The following is a 17,451-nucleotide window of genomic DNA, read 5'->3' as shown; positions in this document are numbered from 1 at the left end:
AATGCGCGCGTCTGGATGCTCGCGCTCGGGCTCCATCAACTATCGCCGGATGCCTCGTCCTGCTGCTGCGCGAGCGCAGACAGCGCCAGCTCGGAAACCCGCTTGATGTGCGCAGCCGACGCGGCCGATGCCGCGTTGCCGTCGCGCTGCTCGATCGCGTCGAGCAGGCGGTTCATCTCGGTGTTGGAATCGCCGCCGCGCCCCGGCATCGCGATGGTCAGCGCGCGCAACCGGTTGATGCGCGCGTTCAGCGTCTTGACCACCGTCAGCGACACCTGCTTTCCTGCGGCTTCGAACAGCGTTTCGTAGAAACGCTCGGTGAATTCGAGCACGCGTGGCAATTCCTGCTTCTCGAACGCGTCCTCGATCGTTGCACGAATTTCTCGCAACTGCCGCACGACTTCGGGCGTCGCGCGCTCCGCGCAGGCACGCGCGGCATTGGCTTCGAGCAGGCCGCGCAGTTCGTAGATCTCGCCGACTTGCGCCGGATCGAGCCGCGCGACCACCGGCCCTTGCCGCGACACGGTCTCGACCAGCCCTTCGGTCTCGAGGTGCCGCAGCACCTCGCGCACCACCGTGCGGCTGACGCCGAGCTCATCGCACAGCGTGCGCTCGACGAGCCGCGCGCCCGGCCGGAAATAGCCCTGCACGATCGCGCCACGCAGCTTGTCGAGCGTCAGTTCGCGCAGGGTCTTGGCATTGCGGTCGATTTTCAGGTCTTGCATGAGCGGCACTCTGGAAACGGGTATGGGCCTGCAGCCGGCCGCGAGCCGGCCGCAAACGTGGAATGCCATATTATGACCTAACTGCCAGCGTCTTCCATCCCGCCCGGCCTGCGCCCGTGCCCGACCCAGCGATCAGCCCTCGAGCCCCTCGACGATCGCGATCTGCGCCCGGCAATGTCCATCCCGCTTCGCCTTCGCCACCTGGTACTCCGGCGAGTGATAACACGCGAGCGCCGTTTCCATGTCGGGAAAGCGGATCACGACGTGGCGCTCGAACGCGTCGCCCTCCAGCGTCTGCGACGCGCCGCCACGCGCCAGGAACACGGCACCGAATTTCTTGAACGCCTGCGGCGCGATGTCCGTGTAGTCCTTGTACTTCACGGGATCCAGCACCTGCACGTGGGCAATCCAGTACGCACTCATTTCTCACCTCCGCTTAGGAAATTTCTGATACGGGTTTACACTCATGGCATGCCGTAACATGGTATACCACAATGAATCGCACAATCAACGCACGAAAGGAAGGTGCCATGAGCCTGATTCGGAAATCCGTCCTCCATGTCGAGACGCTCTACGTGGATGGCGACAAGGTCGCTGCCAAACCACTGAAGATGATCGGCGCGGTCGCCGTCATCAAGAACCCGTGGGCAGGCCGCGGGTACGTCGAGGACCTGTCGCCGGAGATTCGCGCGATCGCCCCGCAGCTCAGCGAACACCTGACCAAACTGATCCTCGACGAGGCCGGTTCGGGCGACGCGGTCGAAGCGTTCGGCAAGAGCGCGATCGTCGGCCTCGACGGTGAAATCGAGCATGCATCCGCGCTGATCCATACGCTGCACTTCGGCAACATCTATCGCACGGCCGTCGGCGCGAAGTCGTACCTCGCGTTCAACAACACGCGCGGCCCGGCCAATGCGCCGCTGCTGATCCCGATGATGGACAAGAATGACGAAGGTCGCCGTTCGCACTACCTGACACTCCAATTCTCGATCCCGGATGCACCGGCCGCCGACGAACTGGTCATCGCCATCGGCGCCGCGACCGCCGGCCGTCCGCATCACCGCATCGGCGACCGCTACAAGGATCTCGCAGAGCTCGGAAATGACGTCAAGAACCCTGCTGCTGTCAAATAAGCGCGTCGCCCACTGTCTCGACCACGGCACCGGCGAACCGCTGGTGCTGATTCATGGGGTCGGCATGCAGGCGGCCGCGTGGTATCCGCAGATCGACGACCTGTCGCGCGATTTCCGCGTGATCTCCGTCGACATGCCGGGCCACGGGATGAGCGATGCGCTCGACACCGACGCCGACCTGCAGCAGTTCGTGCAGTGGGCCATCGGGTTCATCGAGGCGCTGAAGGTCGGCCCCGTCAACCTGGCCGGCCACTCGATGGGTTCGCTGATTGCGGCCGGCGTCGCCGTGACGCGGCCCGATCTGGTCAAGCGCGTGGCAGTCTTGAACGGCGTGTACCGCCGCACCGAACAGGCGCGCGAGGCCGTGCTGCAACGTGCCGCCGAACTGCGCTCGGGCACCATCGACGTCGATACGCCGCTGCGGCGCTGGTTCAACGCGGAAGAAGCGCAGCAGGCCGCCGCGCAGAAGGTGGAATCGTGGCTGCAGTCGGTCGATCTGGCCGGCTACGCGACCGCGTACACCGCGTTCGCGAACGGTGACGACGTATATGCGGACGGCTGGCACCGGATCGCGTGCCCTGCCCTCGTGCTCACCGGGTCGGACGACCCGAATTCGACGCCCGAGATGGCCCGGCAGATGGCGCAGGCCGCGCAGGACGGCAAGGCTGTCGTGATCGAGAACGAGCGCCACATGGTGAACCTGACCGCGCCCGACGCCGTCAATCGCGCGCTGCGTGCGTGGCTGCAGACCGTGCCGCAGGCGGAAACCCTGAAATCGGAAGTGTGACATGAGCCAAGCAATCAGCCAGGAAACGCCGATCATCAACACGCGGGAGCTGCGCGATGCGTTCGGCGCATTCATGACCGGCGTGACGATCGTCACCACCGCGCGCGACGACGGCCAGCCGGTCGGCTTCACCGCGAACTCGTTCTCGTCGGTATCGCTTGATCCGGCGCTGTTGCTCATCAGCATCGCGAAGACGTCGAGCAATTTCCAGACGTTTTCCACGACCGGCCACTTCGCGATCAACATCCTCGCCGAAGGACAAAAGGACCTCTCCAACACCTTCGCGCGACCGAGAGACGATCGCTTCGCGAACGTCGGCTGGCACCTGAGCGCGCATCGCAACCCGCTGATCGACGACGTCAGCGCGTGGTTCGACTGCACGACGCACGCGGTGATCGACGCGGGCGATCACGCGCTCATCATCGGCAAGATCGAGGCGTTCCATTCCGCTGGCTACGCGGGGCTCGGCTACTACCGCGGCGGCTATTTCACGCCGGCGAAGCTGTCGGCCGAAGTCATCGCCGGACCGAAGGTCATCGTCAGCGCGATCATCACGCGCGACGACAAGGTCCTGATGGTGCAGACGGCCGACCGCAAGTGGGCGCTGCCCACCCGGGAAATCGGCAACGAAGGCGCCGACAAGGCGCTCGCCGAACTGTTCCGGCAATACCAGCCGGACGCATCGGCAAGCTTCATCTATTCGGTCTACAACAATACCGAGACGCACTACCAGTACATCTCGTTCCTCTGCAGCGCACCGGACGAAGCGGCGGCGGCCGGCGAATTCGTGAGCCTCGACGACCTCGACGCCGACGCGTTCCAGGACAGCGCGCTCGCCAGCATGCTCGAGCGCTATCGCAAGGAGAGCCAGTTGAAGAGTTACGGCCTGTACTTCGGCGATCACAGCACCGGCACCATCCGCCCGCTTCTTTCCTGAAAGGTCACATCATGCGTTTTTCGCTTTTCGTCCACATGGAGCGCGTCTCCGACCAGACCAGCCAAAAGCAGCTGTACGACGAGATGGTCGAGCTGTGCCAGATCGCCGACCGCGGCGGCATGCATGCCGTCTGGACCGGCGAGCACCACGGCATGGACTTCACGATCGCGCCGAACCCGTTCATCAACCTCGTCGACCTCGCGAACAAGACGAAGCGCGTGCGGCTCGGCACGGGCACGGTCGTCGCGCCGTTCTGGCATCCGATCAAGCTCGCCGGCGAAGCCGCGATGACGGACATCATCACGGGCGGCCGCCTGGAACTCGGGATCGCGCGCGGCGCGTACTCGTTCGAATACGAGCGCCTGATGCCGGGCCTCGACGCGTGGGGCGCGGGCCAGCGCATGCGCGAACTCATCCCGGCCGTAAAAAAGCTGTGGGAAGGCGATTACGCGCACAGCGGCGAATTCTGGCAATTCCCGTCGACGACGTCGTCACCGCTGCCGCTGCAGCAGCCGCATCCGCCGATCTGGGTGGCCGCGCGCGATCCGAACAGCCACGAGTTCGCGGTGTCCAATGGCTGCAACGTGCAGGTCACGCCGCTGCACCTCGGTGATGAGGAGGTCGAGAAGCTCGTCGACCACTTCAACGCCGCGTGCGCGAAGTTCAGCGACGTGCCGCGCCCGCAGATCATGCTGCTGCGTCACACCTATGTGGCGAGCAGCGAGGACGACGCACAGCTGGCCGCCGACGAAGTCAACGTGTTCTACAACTACTTCGGCGCGTGGTTCAAGAACGAGCGTCCGGTCAGCCGCGGGATGATCAAGCCGCTGAGCCGCGACGAAATCGCGGCGCACCCCTTCTACACGCCGGAAGCGATGCGCAAGAACAACGTGATCGGCACGCCTGCGGAAGTGATCGGGCGCCTGAAGGCCTATGAAGAGCTCGGCTTCGACGAGTACTCGTTCTGGATCGATACCGGCATGAGCTTCGAGCGCAAGAAGGCGTCGCTCGAGCGGATGATCCGCGACGTGATGCCGGCGTTCCAGTAAGGGGACGATGCCATGAATGTGCATTTTCAGCTGTATATCGACGGGCAGTTCGGGCCCGGTGCCGCCACGTTCGGCAGCATCAATCCGGCGACCGGCGCCGTGTGGGCACAGATGCCGGAAGCCCGCACCGACGAGGTGAACCGCGCGGTAGCGGCGGCCGGTCGCGCGCTGACCGATCCCGCCTGGGCGGGGCTCTCCGCGTCCGCGCGCGGCAAGCTGCTGTACAGGCTCGCCGATCTCGTCGAAAAAGCTGCACCGCGGCTCGCCGAAATCGAAACGAACGACACCGGCAAGATCATCCGGGAAACGTCGAGCCAGATCGCGTACGTGGCCGAGTATTACCGCTACTACGCAGGCATCGCCGACAAGCTCGAAGGCAGCAGCATCCCCGTCGACAAGCCGGACATGCAGGTGTGGCTCGAGCGGCAGCCGGTCGGCGTGGTCGCCGCGATCGTGCCCTGGAACAGCCAGTTGTTCCTGTCCGCGGTCAAGATCGGCCCGGCGCTCGCGGCCGGCTGCACGGTGGTGCTGAAGGCGTCCGAGGAAGCACCGGGACCGTTGCTCGAGTTCGCGCGCGTCGTGCACGAAGCAGGATTCCCGCCGGGCGTCGTCAACGTCATTACCGGCTTCGGCCCGGAATGCGGCGCGGTGCTGAGCAGCCACCCGGGCGTCGACAAGGTCGCGTTCACCGGCGGCCCCGAGACCGCGCGCCACATCGTGCGAAACACGGCCAACAACCTCGCGAAGGTGTCGCTCGAACTCGGCGGCAAGTCGCCATTCATCGTGTTCGCCGATACCGATATCCAGAGCGCGGTGAATGCGCAGGTCGCCGCGATCTTCGCGGCGAGCGGCCAGAGTTGCGTCGCGGGTTCGCGCCTGCTGATCGAGGCTTCCGTCAAGGCGCAGTTCCTTGCGCTGCTGATCGAACGTGTGTCGCGGATTCGCGTGGGTTCACCCAACGAGCGGGAAACCGAGTACGGCCCGCTGTGTACGGAACGGCAGCTTCGCAACATCGAGACGGTCGTCGAGAACTCGGCGCGCCAGGGTGCCAAGGTGCTCGCAGGCGGAAAGAGGCTGGAGCGCGACGGGTATTACTACGCACCGACGATCCTCGACTGCACCGGCGTCGCGCAAGCCGACAGCATCACGACCGAATTGTTCGGCCCGGTGTTGTCGGTCGACACGTTCGAATCCGAACAGGAAGCGATCGAGAAGGCAAACGGCACCGCCTACGGCCTCGCGGCCGGCATCTTCACGACCAACCTGACGCGTGCGCACCGCGTGTCGAAGCGCGTGCGCTCCGGCATCGTGTGGATCAACACCTATCGGGCCGTGTCGCCGCTCGTGCCGTTCGGCGGCTTCGGGCTGTCCGGGCATGGACGTGAAGGCGGCCTGAGCGCCGCGCTCGAATACACGACCACGAAGTCCGTGTGGCTGCGCACGTCGGACGATCCGATTGGCGACCCGTTCGTGATGCGCTGAGCGGCTACGCTTTCGCCGGCAGTATCGACTCAAGGCCGCAAGGGCCATGCCGCGCCGCGCGCGTCATCAGGCGCATGCGGCGACGCATGGCCCCGGCAATAAAGATGGAGACAACATGACAAAGCAGGAAAGCGACGGTAGCGTTCTCGCCATCGAAAGCAACTCGATCGAATATGTTCCGCCGGAGGCGCGGCACGGCAAGCCGGCCGACCTCTTCACCCTGTGGTTCTGCACGAACCTCGCCCCGCTGGCCGTGATCTCCGGCGCGACGTCGGTACTGGTGTTCCACCTCGACCTGATAAGCGCGATCGTCGCGATCGCGGCCGGACAGTTCTTCGGCGCGATCTTTCATGCGCTCACTTCCGCGCAGGGGCCACTGGTCGGCGTGCCGCAGATGATCCAGAGCCGCGCGCAATTCGGCCGCTACGGGTCGCTGCTGGTCGTGTGCTTCACCACGCTGATCTATCTCGGCTTCTTCGTGTCGAACATCATTCTCGCGGGCAAGACGCTCCACACGGCGGCGCCCGCAGTGCCGGTGCCGATCGCAACCGTCATCGGCGCGATGCTCGCGACGCTGGTCGGCGTGATCGGCTGCCACTTCATTCATCGCTTCAACAAGATCGGCGCGTGGTTCATGGGTGGCGCACTAGTGGTCGGCATCGCGTTGATGGTGCCGGGCCTCGATGCGCGGATGTTCCAGCAGGGTCATTTCGATCTCGCCAACTGGTTCGCGATGTTCGGCTTGTGTGCGGTCTGGCAGATCAGCTTCGCGCCCTATACGTCCGACTATTCGCGCTATCTGCCGGCTTCCGCCGGATTCGGGAAGACCTTTGCGTACACGTACCTCGGCACGTCACTGGGGACGATCTTCGCATTCCTGTTCGGCGTGCTCGCCGTCAGCACCGGGCATTCGACGGACGCGATGCAGGCGATCCGCGAGCAGACCGGCGCGTTCGGCTACGTGCTGATCTTCCTGTTTCTGGTCAACATCATCGGCCACAACGGGATGAACCTGTATGGCGCGGTGCTGTCGTTCATCACCGCCGCGCAGACGTTCCGGCCGCACTGGGTGCCCGGCCGCAACGTGCGCGTCGTCGTGTCGGCGGTCCTGCTGGTGGTGTCGACCGCGGCTGCACTGTGGGCGTCGAGCAACTTCATCTCGATCTTCCTCAATGCGATCTTCGCGCTGCGCATCGTGCTGGCGCCGTGGATCGCGATCAACCTGATCGACTTCTACCTGGTCAACAACCGCCGCTACCGGGTCACGGAAATCATCAGCAGCAGTGGTGGCGTGTACGGGGCGTTCAATGTCAGGGCCATCGCGATCTACGCGTTCGGGATTGCGGTTCAGGTGCCGTTCATGGAGGAGAGCTTCTTCCACGGCGCGTGGGCATCGGTTCTCGGCGGCGCCGACGTATCGTGGATGATGGGCCTCGTCGTCACCGCGACGGTCTGCTACCTGTTCGCATCGAAGGACGGTTCGCATTCGCGCGGACGGTGCCCGGCGAGCGCCGGGGCTTTGGAATAACGAGGAAATCAATCATGAACGAAGATGATGCGCTGTTTCAGAAGGGCTTGCCGATCCGCCGCGAAGTGCTCGGCCCGGAATATGTCGATGCGTCGATGGAAAAGGCCGACGCCTTCATGATGGCGTTCCAGCGCGCAACCACGGCATGGGCATGGGGCTGGGCATGGGGCGATGAAACACTCGACCGCAAGACGCGCAGCCTGCTCAATCTCGCGATGCTGACCGCCGCCGGTCATACGAACGAGCTCAAGCTGCACGTGAAAGGCGCGCTCAACAACGGCGTGAGCGTCGATGAAATCAAGGCGACGCTGCTGCATGCCACCGCGTATTCCGGGATCCCGCACGGGCTCAGCGCGTTCAAGGCTGCGCATGAAGTGCTGGTGGCCGAAGGAGCGTTGAAGTAAGCGAGCCGCTCGCGCACGTGTAATGCGAGATCGCAACGCCGCGGCACACGCACACTGCGGTGGGCATCCGCCGCGCCGTATTCGCCGGCTCAATGCCGCCTCATTCCCCCGAACCCGTGCTCACCGCCGACGAACACCGGGCCACGGTGAAAGCCGGTGCCCATCGGAGCACCGACACGACCACGCATGCCCCCGTCGAAGTGGCCGACGTGACCGAAGTGGTCGAAGTGATGGCGATGATGGAAACGGTCGATGAAGACGAAGCTGACGCCCGTGCCGACGAACACCGCCGGTCCCCAGTACCAGGGATCGGCGTACGGATAGGCGGTATCCGGATACCACACGATGCTGCCGTCCGTGCTCTGCATCATCTGCCAGGTGCCGTCACCTTGCCGGCACGCGCGCCCGACGATCTGCTGTTCCGTGCCGTCGATTTCCGCTTGCATGACGACCGCACGGCAGCGGGCGCCTTCGTCCGGCGAGTCGTCATAGGTTTGCGCAAGCACGCACATGGAGCATCCGAGACAGACGACGCCCATCCCGACCCGAAACAAGTTGCACATGATCGGCTCCTGCATTGTTGCCCCCGACCACCCGAGCCTTGGCGTCACGGACGACGCGCGGCTTCGTATAGGGTCACCCGACCATTAGACGATGTGGCATGGCCGATTATTCCTGGGGTCGGGATACGCATGCGTGATACACGAACCGCCGACGATCATGCGCGCGCCGAACGCCGGACGATGCAGTAGACGCCCGCCGCCATCACGCCGAAGACCACATGGGCGACCAGCGTGATCGCGCCGCGCAGCGGAACGAACCACGGGAAGATCGCGGTGAACGCGTGCAGGTTGATACCGTAGAGCACCAGTCCGAACGCGCCGCCCGCCACCAGCGCGGCGCCGGGCGACAGGTTGCGCACCATCCTCGCCAGCACGGCCGTATAGGCAAGCGACAGCGCGGCATGCACCAGCGTCGCCACGCCCATGATCGTCGGATCGAAGCCCGGGGACGCGCCGAGCACGGCTCGCCCCATCACGAGGGCGGCCGTCAGGCGCGCGTCGCGCAGCAGGTTGTGAAAGGGGTCTTCTCCGGCAATCGGCCAGAGCATCAGCTCGATGACGGTCGAGCCGACCGCCGCGCCGAACGCTGCCCAGAGAATCGGGACCGGACCGTTCTGTTTCAATGGTGCTCCGCGATGGCCGCGCGCCGTGCGGACTTACAGCGGGCGTTCGCAATCCGTCCAGTATGCGAACGGATCGCGATGCTTCGGGTAGTGCTCGTCGAGCCATTTCAGCAACGTCGCACGCGCGTTGTCCAGATCGGCCTTCGACGACGACGTCGTCAGCTCGTGCACCTCGGCGGATTTTTCCCGGTCCATCACGTAGCAGTTCCAGTCGGGGCCGTCGAGATCCGGATCGTCGGACGCCTTCGACGACTTGCGCCAGCCGACCCCCTTGCGCGCATCGATGTAATAGCGCGGATGCACTTTCAGATACGACAGCTCGCCGCCCTGCAGGCTGCTTTCCGCGCGCAGCACGTCGCGTTCGTCGACGATCTGCGTGACTTCCGGCAGCCGGCGCGAGCGCCAGCCGGCCGGCAGCGTCGCCGTCGCCCGCACGGCGTCGTACGGGCCCCACGCGAGGCCCCAGGCTTCGGCCATGCGCTTCATGAACGCATCCGCGCCCGGATAGCCGCGCAACTGGATTCTCGTCGACAACGTGACTTCGACGCGGCCGTCGGCGCCGGCGGGGTCGCCTGCCGCTTCGAACGGGTTGCCCGGGCGCGACGCGCGCTGCTGCGCGTCCGCGGGCGCCATGCCCGAAAACAGCTGGTCGAGCGCCGCACGCGCTTTCGACGACTTGTCTGGTCTATTCATTCCTCATTCCCTCTGCATTCGAACGGTTCAACACGCTCGATTCTCGTTAATCTGTCGGGTCCCGCAATTTTCCGCGGTCGCATTGTCGACGATCCGGTAGCCCGGGTCGAGCGGCGGCGCCGTCCGCGCCGCGTGCGTCGCCTGCGTCGCACACCTCGACGCCCGTGCCGCCTATCCCAGCGCGGCCCGCATCCGCTCCATCAGCGCGAGCACCTCCGGACGATTCTCGCCCTTCGCATGCACGAAGTGATACCTGAGCGGCGACTCGACCTCATGCCGGCTCACGCGGACGAGCGCGCTGCGCCTGAGATACGCATCCGCGAGCGGCGTACGCGCCAGCGCCACGCCGAGCCCCGCCTCGGCCGCCGCGAGCACCAGGTTGTAGTCCTCGAAACGGCGATCCTGCGCGCGCGGCTTGAACGGTATGCCGAGCGCGTCGAACCAGGTGCGCCAGCCGGTCACGTCGGAGTCGTGCAGCAGCGGCATCTCGAGCAGCGCGGCGTCGTTGCGACGGCGCCGCGCGGCCAGCTGCGCGGCGAGCCGCGGATGCGCGACCGGATGGAGCGTCTCCGGCATGAACGCGCAGGTTTCGAGCTGACGCCAGTGGCCGCGCCCGTACCGGATCGACAGATCCGCTTCGCCGGCGGCGATGTCCACATTGCGAAGCTCGATGCCGAGCTCGATGCGCAACGCGGGCGCCTCGCTCTCGAGCGCGTGCTGGCGCTCGAGCAGCCAGAGCTGCGCAAATGCCGGCACCACGCTCATCCTGACCAGTCGCGGCGTACGCGGCGAGCGCCACTGGTCGGCCGCGCCGTCGATGATCGCGAACGCCTGTTCGATCCGGCCGACGAAACGCTGGCCGTCCGGCGTCAGCCGCACGCCGCGCGCATGACGTTCGAACAACGCCATGCCAAGCCAGTTCTCGACGGCCGCCACGCGCCGGCTGATCGCGCCGTGCGTGACGCCGGACGCGTCGGCGGCCGCCAGGAACGAGCCCAGCCGCGCCACCGCACAGACGGTCTCCAGGCTAGCCAGCGGCGGCCGCGGGCCGGGTGCCGGCGTGACCGACGGCAGCGCGTCCGCCGCATGCTGCTGCGTGCGCGCCGGGCCACCGGCCCGGCGTCGCACCGAGCTGTGAGCCATATTCATACCCGCTGGTTGATCTGTGCGCTAGCTTAACATCTCGCGTCGCCACACCATTGCCGCATGAACACGCTTTCCTCCCCCTCGTCGCGCAGCGCGCGACTGCCGCTCGTCGCGGCCGGCGCGGTGGCGTTCACGATCGTCTCGTGGGCCTCCGCCTTCCCGTTCATCCGGATCGGCCTGCACGGGCTGGCCCCGCTGCAACTCGCGGCCGCGCGCTTCGCGACCGCGGCGGTGCTCGCGATCGCATGGCTCGCGTGGCGGCGGCCTCGCATGCCGGCCAGACGCGACGCGTTGCGCTTTCTCGTCTGCGGCCTGCTCGGCATCGCACTCTACAACGCGCTGCTCAATACCGGCGAGCAGACCGTGTCGGCCGGCGCGGCGAGCTTCATCGTGAACACGCTGCCGATCTTCACGGCGCTGCTGGCCGCGGTGTTTCTTCGCGAACGCTTCAATCGCCGCGGATGGCTCGGTTCGCTGGTCAGCCTGGCCGGCATCGCCGTGATCGCGCACGGCCAGCCCGGCGGCCTCGTGCTCGGCTCCGGCAGCACGCTGATCCTCGGCGCGGCATTGTGTTCGGCCAGCTATTTCGTGCTGCAGCGGCGGCTGATTCCCGTCTACGGCGCGCTGCCCTGCACCGCGTATACGCTGCTGGCCGGTGCGCTGCTGCTCACGCCATGGTTGCCCGGCGCGCTCGCGTCGCTCGGCGGCGGCGCGTCACGCGACACGGCGCTCGCCGTCCTGGTGCTCGGCATCTTTCCCGCCGCGCTGGGTTACGCGACCTGGACCTTCGCGCTCGGCTACTTCGGCGCGGCGCGCGCCGCCAATTTCCTGTACCTGACACCGGCCGTCGCGACGGTGTTGTCGATGGCGCTGACAGGCGAGCGGCCCGGCATCGAAACGGTGTGCGGCGGCCTGCTGGCGATCGCCGGCGTGATATTCGTGGCCATGCGCGGACGGACGTAGGCATGCGGCCGCGCGGGACGGCGACGCCGGTCCGGACGAGCCGGCAGCGGGCCGGCCGAGCCGAACGAGCCGTCCCCCGTCATCTGCAAAGCCGGACGTACACGCTGCGCCGAACGACCCGTCGCCATTCGCAATTCGCCGACGCGGCCGGGCTTGACCGTTAGTTGCAACAAGCGGATGACGGCATCTCGTGCAGCGCCACGGCGACGAAACTGTGCAGACAAATCGACCGAACAGTGCCGGATTGATTGCATCGCGCTGTCCATGGTCATCGGGATCGGCCCGGTCGAATAATCGAGGCAATCGACGGCGCACAAAGGTCACACCTGCGCGACGCATCGCGAAACGGCCGCGCCATCGCATCACATTTGCGCAAGGCCGGGCAATTCGCGGAAGCGGGCGCAAGCGCGTTCGGATATATTCATACGAATTGCGTGTCGCCGGACGCAATCGCCCGCTCGCTCGTGCGAGCCCCGGGTGACATGCAAGTCGGGCCCGTCACGGGTCACGGAGATTCGTCCGGCACACCGACCGCCTCACAAGGGCGCGCGGCAAACCGGACGGCACCAGAAATATCAATCAACGGAGATGGCAGATGGAACGAAGCACTGTCGGCATGCGCTGCAAACCCCTGATCACCGTCGCACTGGCGGCCGCCGCATTTGCGGCCGCGTCGGGCGCGATGGCCGACCAGGTCGTGAAGATCGGCAGCGTCGAACCGACGACGGGCGGCATTTCGCACCTCGGCAAGGACAACGAGAACGGTGCGCGCCTCGCGGTGGAAGAAATCAATGCGAAGGGCCTGACAATCGGCGGCCAGAAGATCACGCTGCAGCTCGACGCGCAGGATGACGCGGCCGACCCGCGCCAGGCCACGCAGGTCGCGCAGAAGCTCGTCGACGACAAGGTCGTCGCCGTCATCGGCCACCTGAACTCGGGCACGTCGATCCCTGCCTCGAAGATCTACAGCGACGCGGGCATCGTGCAGATCTCGCCGTCCGCCACGAACCCGACCTACACGCTGCAGGGCTTCAAGACCACGTATCGCGTGGTCGCGACCGACGCGCAGCAAGGTCCGGCACTCGCGAGCTACGCGCAGTCGAAGGGCGTGAAGAGCGTCGCGGTGATCGACGATTCGACCGCGTACGGCCAGGGCCTCGCGAACGAATTCGAGAAGAAGGCGAAGGCGCTCGGCCTGAAGGTGCTGTCGCACGACGCGACCAACGACAAGGCCGTCGACTTCCGCGCGATTCTCACCAAGGTCAAGGGCGAGAACCCGGACGCGATCATGTACGGCGGCATGGACGCCACCGGCGGCCCGCTCGCGAAGCAGGCGAAGCAGCTCGGCCTGCGCGCGAAGATCCTGTCGGGCGACGGCGTGTGCACCGACTCGCTCGCCCAGCTGGCCGGCCCGGCCGCCGACAACGTGCTGTGCTCGCAGGCGGGCGCGGCGCTCGAGAAGATGCCGGGCGGCGCGGCGTTCCTCGCCAAGTACCAGAAGCGCTTCAACCAGGGCATCAAGTTCGATGCGCCGTTCGCGTACGACGCGGTCTACATCGCCGTCGACGCGATGAAGCGCGCGAACTCGACGGACCCGGCGAAGATCCTCGCCGCGATGCCGTCGACGAAATATGAAGGCGTGATCGGCACGACGACGTTCGACGCGAAGGGCGACCTGACGCACGGGATCATCTCGATCTACGGCTACAAGAGTGGCAAGAAGACCTTCCTCGACCAGGTGAAGATGTAACGCCTCGCGACGCCGGCACGACGGGAACGCCACCCGTTTGCGCCGGCGTCGCGCGGGGCCGATTCATGTTTTGCGGAGATGAGGCGACATGTGTGCAATGGCGTACGCGGAATTTCAACAGGAGTTGAAGAAAGCGCAGTTGACGGCGCGCGAGTTCGCCCGGCTGATCCGGATGAACGAAAGTTCCATCACGAACTATTCGAGCAAGGGCACCGTCCCTTCCCACCTCGCGGTCATCGCGACACTCATCGGCGCGCTCGCCGCGCACGAGATCGATTTCCGGCACGTGATCGGCAAGACGGGCATCGAGCCGAAACGGCCGCGCGGCGTCGGCGCGTTTCAGGCGGCGGACAAGCCGCGCACGCGAAAGACCGCGAAAGCCGGCTCCTGAGCCGCAGCGGTCGGTAGCGGCATCGTCGGTGCCGCTCGACACCGTCACGCGCGCTGCCGCGCCGCGCTCGCGGCCCGCCCGTCACGCCGCCGCACGCACGTGCTCGAGCAGCGCCTGCAGCGGATGACGCACCTGCCGCGCGGACAGGCGCTTCACCTGGCTGCGGCACGAATATCCGGTCGCCAGCGCTTCGCCCTCCTGTTCCGGCGCATCGACATGCGCGGCCCACGATTGCGCATAGATCGTGCGCGACGTGTGCACGTTGCGCGCCTCGTGCCCGTAGGTCCCCGACATCCCGCAGCACCCTGCCGCCTGAACCGCCAGGCGCAACCCGCGACGCGCGAACACCTGCGCCCACTGCTTGCCGCTGTCGGGCGCGTTGGTCTTCTCGGTGCAATGCGGCAGCAGCCGGTACGCTGCCGATACGCCGTGCGCGCCCGCCCCGGCCTCCGGCATCGCGTCCAGCAACCACTCCTGCGGCAGCGCGACCTTCGGCACGTCGGCGAGCCCCGTCACCTTCAGGTATTCCTGCCGATACGTGAGCGTCATCGCCGGATCGAGGCCGACGAGCGCGACACCCGAGCGCGCGAGCGCGGCCAGTTGCGTCGCGTTGCGAATCGCCGCCTGCTCGAACGCGCGAAGAAAGCCCTGTACGTGCAGCGCCTTGCCATTCGGCGCGAGCGGCGCGAGCCACACCTGGAAGCCGATACGCGCGGCCAGTTCGATCAGCGTCGCCAGTTGCTCGGTGTCGAAATAGCGCGTGAACGTGTCCTGCACGATGACGACGCTGCGTGCGCGCTGCGCATCGCTCAACGCGGCGAGCGCCTGCGGCTCGGCCGGCCGCACCTTCCATTGCCGGATCACGGCCGCGAGGTCGAAGCGGCTCAGGAGCGGACTATCGACCATGCCGACGTGCCGCTCGAGCAGCGTGCGCACCCAGCCGGCGCGCATCAGCCCGTTGTACAGCGCGGGCACGCGCGCCATCCACGGCATCGTGAATTCGAGCGAGCCGATCAGGTAGTCGCGCAGCGGCCGCAAGTAGCGCTGGTGATACAGCTCGAGAAAGCGCGAGCGGAACTCGGGCACGTTGACCTTGACCGGGCACTGCCCCGCGCACGACTTGCACGCGAGGCAGCCGGCCATCGCGTCGTACACCTCGTGCGAAAAGTCGGCTTCGCCGTTGCGCGCAGCGCGGCTGTTGCGCCAGCGTTGCGCGAAACCGCGCAGGAACGGCTGCCGCGCCCGCGCGGCCGCGACGATGTCGACGCCGGCCTGTCCTTGCAGACGCAACCATTCGCGCATCAGCGACGCGCGCCCCTTCGGCGACTGCACGCGTTCGCGCGTCGCCTTCCACGACGGGCACATCGCGTCGTCCGGATCGAAGTTGTAGCACGCGCCGTTGCCGTTGCAGTGCATCGCCGTGCCGTAGCTCTGCCACACGCGCTCGTCGATCTGCCGGTCGTGGTCGCCGCGCGTGGGCACCTCGTCGATCTTCAAGAGCCGCAGCGTGGGCGCCGGCGGCGTCGCGATCTTGCCCGGGTTGAACTGGTTGTGCGGATCGAACGCGGCCTTCAGCTGCTGCAGCGACGGATACAGCTCGCCGAAGAACGCCGGCGCATATTCGGAGCGCACGCCCTTGCCGTGCTCGCCCCATAACAGGCCACCATGCCGCTGCGTGAGTTCGGCCACCGCGTCCGACACCGGCCGCACCAGCGCCGCCTGCTTCGGGTCCTTCATGTCGAGCGCCGGGCGCACGTGCAGCACGCCCGCGTCGACGTGGCCGAACATCCCGTACTGCAGCCCGTGGCCGTCGAGCAGCGCGCGGAATTCGGCGATGTACGCGGCGAGATTCTCGGGCGGCACCGCGGTGTCCTCGACGAACGGCTGCGGGCGCGCCTCGCCCTGCACGTTGCCGAGCAGGCCGACCGCGCGCTTGCGCATCGCGTACACGCGCTTCACCGCGTCGTCGCCGGTCGCGAGCGTGTGGCCGAGGCGCTCGACGCTCGTGTCGGTGCGCAAATGCTCGACGAACGCACGCACGCGCGCATCGACGTCGCCGGCGTCGTCGCCGCAGAATTCGATCAGGTTGATGCCGAGCGTCGGACGCGCATCGTCCTGCGGGAAATACTCGGCCACGCTGCTCCACACGAAGTCCTTCATCGCGAGCATCAGCACCTTCGAGTCGACCGTCTCGATCGACAACGGCTTGAGTTCGAGCAGCGCGCGCGCATCGCGCAGCGCGTCCATGAAGCCGGCGTAGCGCACGTTGACCAGCACCGAATACTTCGGGATCGGCAGCACGTTCAGCTTCGCCTCGACCACGAAACCGAGCGAGCCTTCGGCGCCGCACAGCACGCTGTTCAGGTTGAAGCGGCCGTCCGGTTCGCGCAGGTGCGCGAGATCGTAGCCGGTCAGGCAGCGATTGAGCTTCGGAAACTTCGCGTCGATCAGCGCGGCCTTTTCGTCGCTGATGCGGCGCGCGGTGCGATAGACCTTGCCGACCCGGTCCTGCCGTGCGCAGCGGCGTTCCAGTTCGTCGTCCGCGAGCGCGTCGCTGTGCAGTTGCTCGCCGCCCATCAGCACGAAGTCGAGCGCGAGCACGTGGTCGCGTGTCTTGCCGTACGTGCAGCTGCCCTGCCCGCTCGCGTCGGTGTTGATCATCCCGCCGACCGTCGCGCGGTTCGACGTCGACAGCTCGGGCGCGAAAAACAGGCCATGCGGCTTCAGCGCGGCGTTGAGCTGGTCCTTGACGACGCCCGCCTGCACGCGCACCCAGCGCTCGCCGGCATTGATTTCGAGGATCCGGTTCATGTTGCGCGACAGGTCCACGACCACGCCGTCGGTCAGCGACTGCCCGTTGGTGCCCGTGCCGCCGCCGCGCGCCGCCACCGCGACGTCGCGGTGCGCGGGTTCGGCGAGCAGGCGCGCGAGCAGCCGCACGTCGTCCGCATGCGCGGGGCAGATCACCGCCTGCGGCAGGCGCTGGTAGATCGAGTTGTCGGTCGCCTGGACGGTCCGGTTCGCATGGTCCGAGCGGATTTCGCCGGCGAATCCGGCCGCCTGGAGGGCGGCGAGAAAGTCGCGGTAACGAGCCTCGGGCGGGCTGGCGGGACGGGGCAACGGAGCGATCGGCATGGGATGAAAGCGCAATGTGGAGGGAGCCGGTGCGCGGCCTCGATCGAAAACATGAGTTTTGAGCAAGATTCCACGCAGCCCGGAAATCCAGTATCGTGCGAATCAGCGCGAGAAACAAACGAATTCTCCCCCGGCACAACTT

17 protein-coding genes are annotated in these 17,451 nt (G+C 66.6%); 10 read left to right on the top strand and 7 right to left on the bottom strand.

The features are described 5' to 3' along the window. Positions 1-35 precede the first annotated feature (35 nt). A complete protein-coding gene (locus tag U4Z64_RS18925) occupies positions 36-725 on the bottom strand; it encodes a GntR family transcriptional regulator (RefSeq protein ID WP_321820635.1) in 690 nt (229 codons plus the stop codon). A 132-nt stretch (positions 726-857) separates the two neighbouring features. Beyond that, on the bottom strand, positions 858-1,148 hold the full coding sequence (locus U4Z64_RS18920; protein ID WP_321820634.1) for a DUF1330 domain-containing protein: 291 nt from the start codon (positions 1,146-1,148) through the stop codon (positions 858-860). 107 nt (positions 1,149-1,255) lie between these two features. Here U4Z64_RS18920 and U4Z64_RS18915 point away from each other — a divergent pair, with 107 nt between their 5' ends. The 7 genes from U4Z64_RS18915 (at position 1,256) to U4Z64_RS18885 (ending at position 8,045) form a co-directional block, all read left to right on the top strand. Continuing rightward, complete coding sequence (locus U4Z64_RS18915) at positions 1,256-1,858, top strand: amino acid synthesis family protein (protein ID WP_321806346.1); 603 nt, start codon at positions 1,256-1,258, stop codon at positions 1,856-1,858. After that, positions 1,827-2,645, top strand: coding sequence for an alpha/beta hydrolase (locus U4Z64_RS18910; RefSeq protein ID WP_321820633.1), 819 nt, complete (start codon positions 1,827-1,829; stop codon positions 2,643-2,645). Before U4Z64_RS18915 ends, U4Z64_RS18910 begins: the two co-directional genes overlap by 32 nt. A gap of 1 nt (position 2,646) precedes the next feature. Continuing rightward, complete coding sequence (locus tag U4Z64_RS18905; RefSeq protein WP_321820632.1) at positions 2,647-3,582, top strand: flavin reductase; 936 nt, start codon at positions 2,647-2,649, stop codon at positions 3,580-3,582. 11 nt (positions 3,583-3,593) lie between these two features. Next, positions 3,594-4,631, top strand: coding sequence for an LLM class flavin-dependent oxidoreductase (locus U4Z64_RS18900; RefSeq protein WP_321820631.1), 1,038 nt, complete (start codon positions 3,594-3,596; stop codon positions 4,629-4,631). A gap of 12 nt (positions 4,632-4,643) precedes the next feature. Beyond that, positions 4,644-6,113, top strand: a complete 1,470-nt coding sequence (locus tag U4Z64_RS18895) for an aldehyde dehydrogenase (RefSeq protein WP_321820630.1) — start codon at positions 4,644-4,646, stop codon at positions 6,111-6,113. 115 nt (positions 6,114-6,228) lie between these two features. Next, positions 6,229-7,641 carry a purine-cytosine permease family protein gene (locus U4Z64_RS18890; RefSeq protein WP_321820629.1) on the top strand — a complete coding sequence of 471 codons (1,413 nt, stop codon included), beginning with the start codon at positions 6,229-6,231 and terminating at the stop codon, positions 7,639-7,641. A gap of 14 nt (positions 7,642-7,655) precedes the next feature. After that, a complete protein-coding gene (locus U4Z64_RS18885; RefSeq protein ID WP_111017994.1) occupies positions 7,656-8,045 on the top strand; it encodes a carboxymuconolactone decarboxylase family protein in 390 nt (129 codons plus the stop codon). A gap of 89 nt (positions 8,046-8,134) precedes the next feature. On the opposite strand, the gene U4Z64_RS18880 is transcribed toward U4Z64_RS18885, so the two are convergent. The 4 genes from U4Z64_RS18880 to U4Z64_RS18865 all read right to left on the bottom strand — a co-directional run bounded on the left by U4Z64_RS18880 (position 8,135) and on the right by U4Z64_RS18865 (position 11,073). Then, positions 8,135-8,608 carry a hypothetical protein gene (locus U4Z64_RS18880; RefSeq protein ID WP_044848656.1) on the bottom strand — a complete coding sequence of 158 codons (474 nt, stop codon included), beginning with the start codon at positions 8,606-8,608 and terminating at the stop codon, positions 8,135-8,137. A 155-nt stretch (positions 8,609-8,763) separates the two neighbouring features. Further along, entirely contained in the window at positions 8,764-9,231 is a 468-nt protein-coding gene (locus tag U4Z64_RS18875; RefSeq protein WP_321820628.1) for a sodium:proline symporter, read from the bottom strand. 33 nt (positions 9,232-9,264) lie between these two features. Beyond that, positions 9,265-9,924: a nitroreductase gene (locus tag U4Z64_RS18870; protein ID WP_321820627.1), complete on the bottom strand. Its 660-nt coding sequence runs from the start codon at positions 9,922-9,924 to the stop codon at positions 9,265-9,267. A 171-nt stretch (positions 9,925-10,095) separates the two neighbouring features. Then, on the bottom strand, positions 10,096-11,073 hold the full coding sequence (locus U4Z64_RS18865; RefSeq protein WP_321820626.1) for a LysR substrate-binding domain-containing protein: 978 nt from the start codon (positions 11,071-11,073) through the stop codon (positions 10,096-10,098). A 57-nt stretch (positions 11,074-11,130) separates the two neighbouring features. Between U4Z64_RS18865 and U4Z64_RS18860 the strand changes: the two genes are divergently transcribed. The 3 genes from U4Z64_RS18860 to U4Z64_RS18850 all read left to right on the top strand — a co-directional run bounded on the left by U4Z64_RS18860 (position 11,131) and on the right by U4Z64_RS18850 (position 14,174). After that, positions 11,131-12,033, top strand: a complete 903-nt coding sequence (locus U4Z64_RS18860; protein WP_321820625.1) for a DMT family transporter — start codon at positions 11,131-11,133, stop codon at positions 12,031-12,033. A 595-nt stretch (positions 12,034-12,628) separates the two neighbouring features. After that, the gene (locus tag U4Z64_RS18855; protein WP_124523117.1) at positions 12,629-13,783 is read left to right on the top strand and encodes a branched-chain amino acid ABC transporter substrate-binding protein; all 1,155 of its coding nucleotides are present in this window, start codon (positions 12,629-12,631) and stop codon (positions 13,781-13,783) included. An 88-nt stretch (positions 13,784-13,871) separates the two neighbouring features. Then, complete coding sequence (locus U4Z64_RS18850; protein WP_257773388.1) at positions 13,872-14,174, top strand: XRE family transcriptional regulator; 303 nt, start codon at positions 13,872-13,874, stop codon at positions 14,172-14,174. 81 nt (positions 14,175-14,255) lie between these two features. Here the strand turns inward: U4Z64_RS18850 and U4Z64_RS18845 are convergent, their stop codons facing one another. Then, positions 14,256-17,309, bottom strand: a complete 3,054-nt coding sequence (locus U4Z64_RS18845; protein ID WP_321820624.1) for an FAD-binding and (Fe-S)-binding domain-containing protein — start codon at positions 17,307-17,309, stop codon at positions 14,256-14,258. Positions 17,310-17,451: the final 142 nt, after the last annotated feature.

Source organism: Burkholderia sp. BCC1996, assembly GCF_905339955.1.
Lineage (GTDB): Bacteria > Pseudomonadota > Gammaproteobacteria > Burkholderiales > Burkholderiaceae > Burkholderia.
This window is presented reverse-complemented; position numbering and strand designations above follow the sequence as displayed.

Coding starts and splice junctions, on each gene's coding strand:
- U4Z64_RS18870 (WP_321820627.1), bottom strand. CDS start 9,924: ATGAATAGACCAGACAAGTCGTCGAAAGCGCGTGCGGCGCTCGACCAG.
- U4Z64_RS18920 (WP_321820634.1), bottom strand. CDS start 1,148: ATGAGTGCGTACTGGATTGCCCACGTGCAGGTGCTGGATCCCGTGAAG.
- U4Z64_RS18895 (WP_321820630.1), top strand. CDS start 4,644: ATGAATGTGCATTTTCAGCTGTATATCGACGGGCAGTTCGGGCCCGGT.
- U4Z64_RS18885 (WP_111017994.1), top strand. CDS start 7,656: ATGAACGAAGATGATGCGCTGTTTCAGAAGGGCTTGCCGATCCGCCGC.
- U4Z64_RS18845 (WP_321820624.1), bottom strand. CDS start 17,309: ATGCCGATCGCTCCGTTGCCCCGTCCCGCCAGCCCGCCCGAGGCTCGT.
- U4Z64_RS18905 (WP_321820632.1), top strand. CDS start 2,647: ATGAGCCAAGCAATCAGCCAGGAAACGCCGATCATCAACACGCGGGAG.
- U4Z64_RS18925 (WP_321820635.1), bottom strand. CDS start 725: ATGCAAGACCTGAAAATCGACCGCAATGCCAAGACCCTGCGCGAACTG.
- U4Z64_RS18915 (WP_321806346.1), top strand. CDS start 1,256: ATGAGCCTGATTCGGAAATCCGTCCTCCATGTCGAGACGCTCTACGTG.
- U4Z64_RS18900 (WP_321820631.1), top strand. CDS start 3,594: ATGCGTTTTTCGCTTTTCGTCCACATGGAGCGCGTCTCCGACCAGACC.
- U4Z64_RS18860 (WP_321820625.1), top strand. CDS start 11,131: ATGAACACGCTTTCCTCCCCCTCGTCGCGCAGCGCGCGACTGCCGCTC.
- U4Z64_RS18910 (WP_321820633.1), top strand. CDS start 1,827: ATGACGTCAAGAACCCTGCTGCTGTCAAATAAGCGCGTCGCCCACTGT.
- U4Z64_RS18890 (WP_321820629.1), top strand. CDS start 6,229: ATGACAAAGCAGGAAAGCGACGGTAGCGTTCTCGCCATCGAAAGCAAC.
- U4Z64_RS18850 (WP_257773388.1), top strand. CDS start 13,872: ATGTGTGCAATGGCGTACGCGGAATTTCAACAGGAGTTGAAGAAAGCG.
- U4Z64_RS18880 (WP_044848656.1), bottom strand. CDS start 8,608: ATGTGCAACTTGTTTCGGGTCGGGATGGGCGTCGTCTGTCTCGGATGC.
- U4Z64_RS18855 (WP_124523117.1), top strand. CDS start 12,629: ATGGAACGAAGCACTGTCGGCATGCGCTGCAAACCCCTGATCACCGTC.
- U4Z64_RS18865 (WP_321820626.1), bottom strand. CDS start 11,073: ATGAATATGGCTCACAGCTCGGTGCGACGCCGGGCCGGTGGCCCGGCG.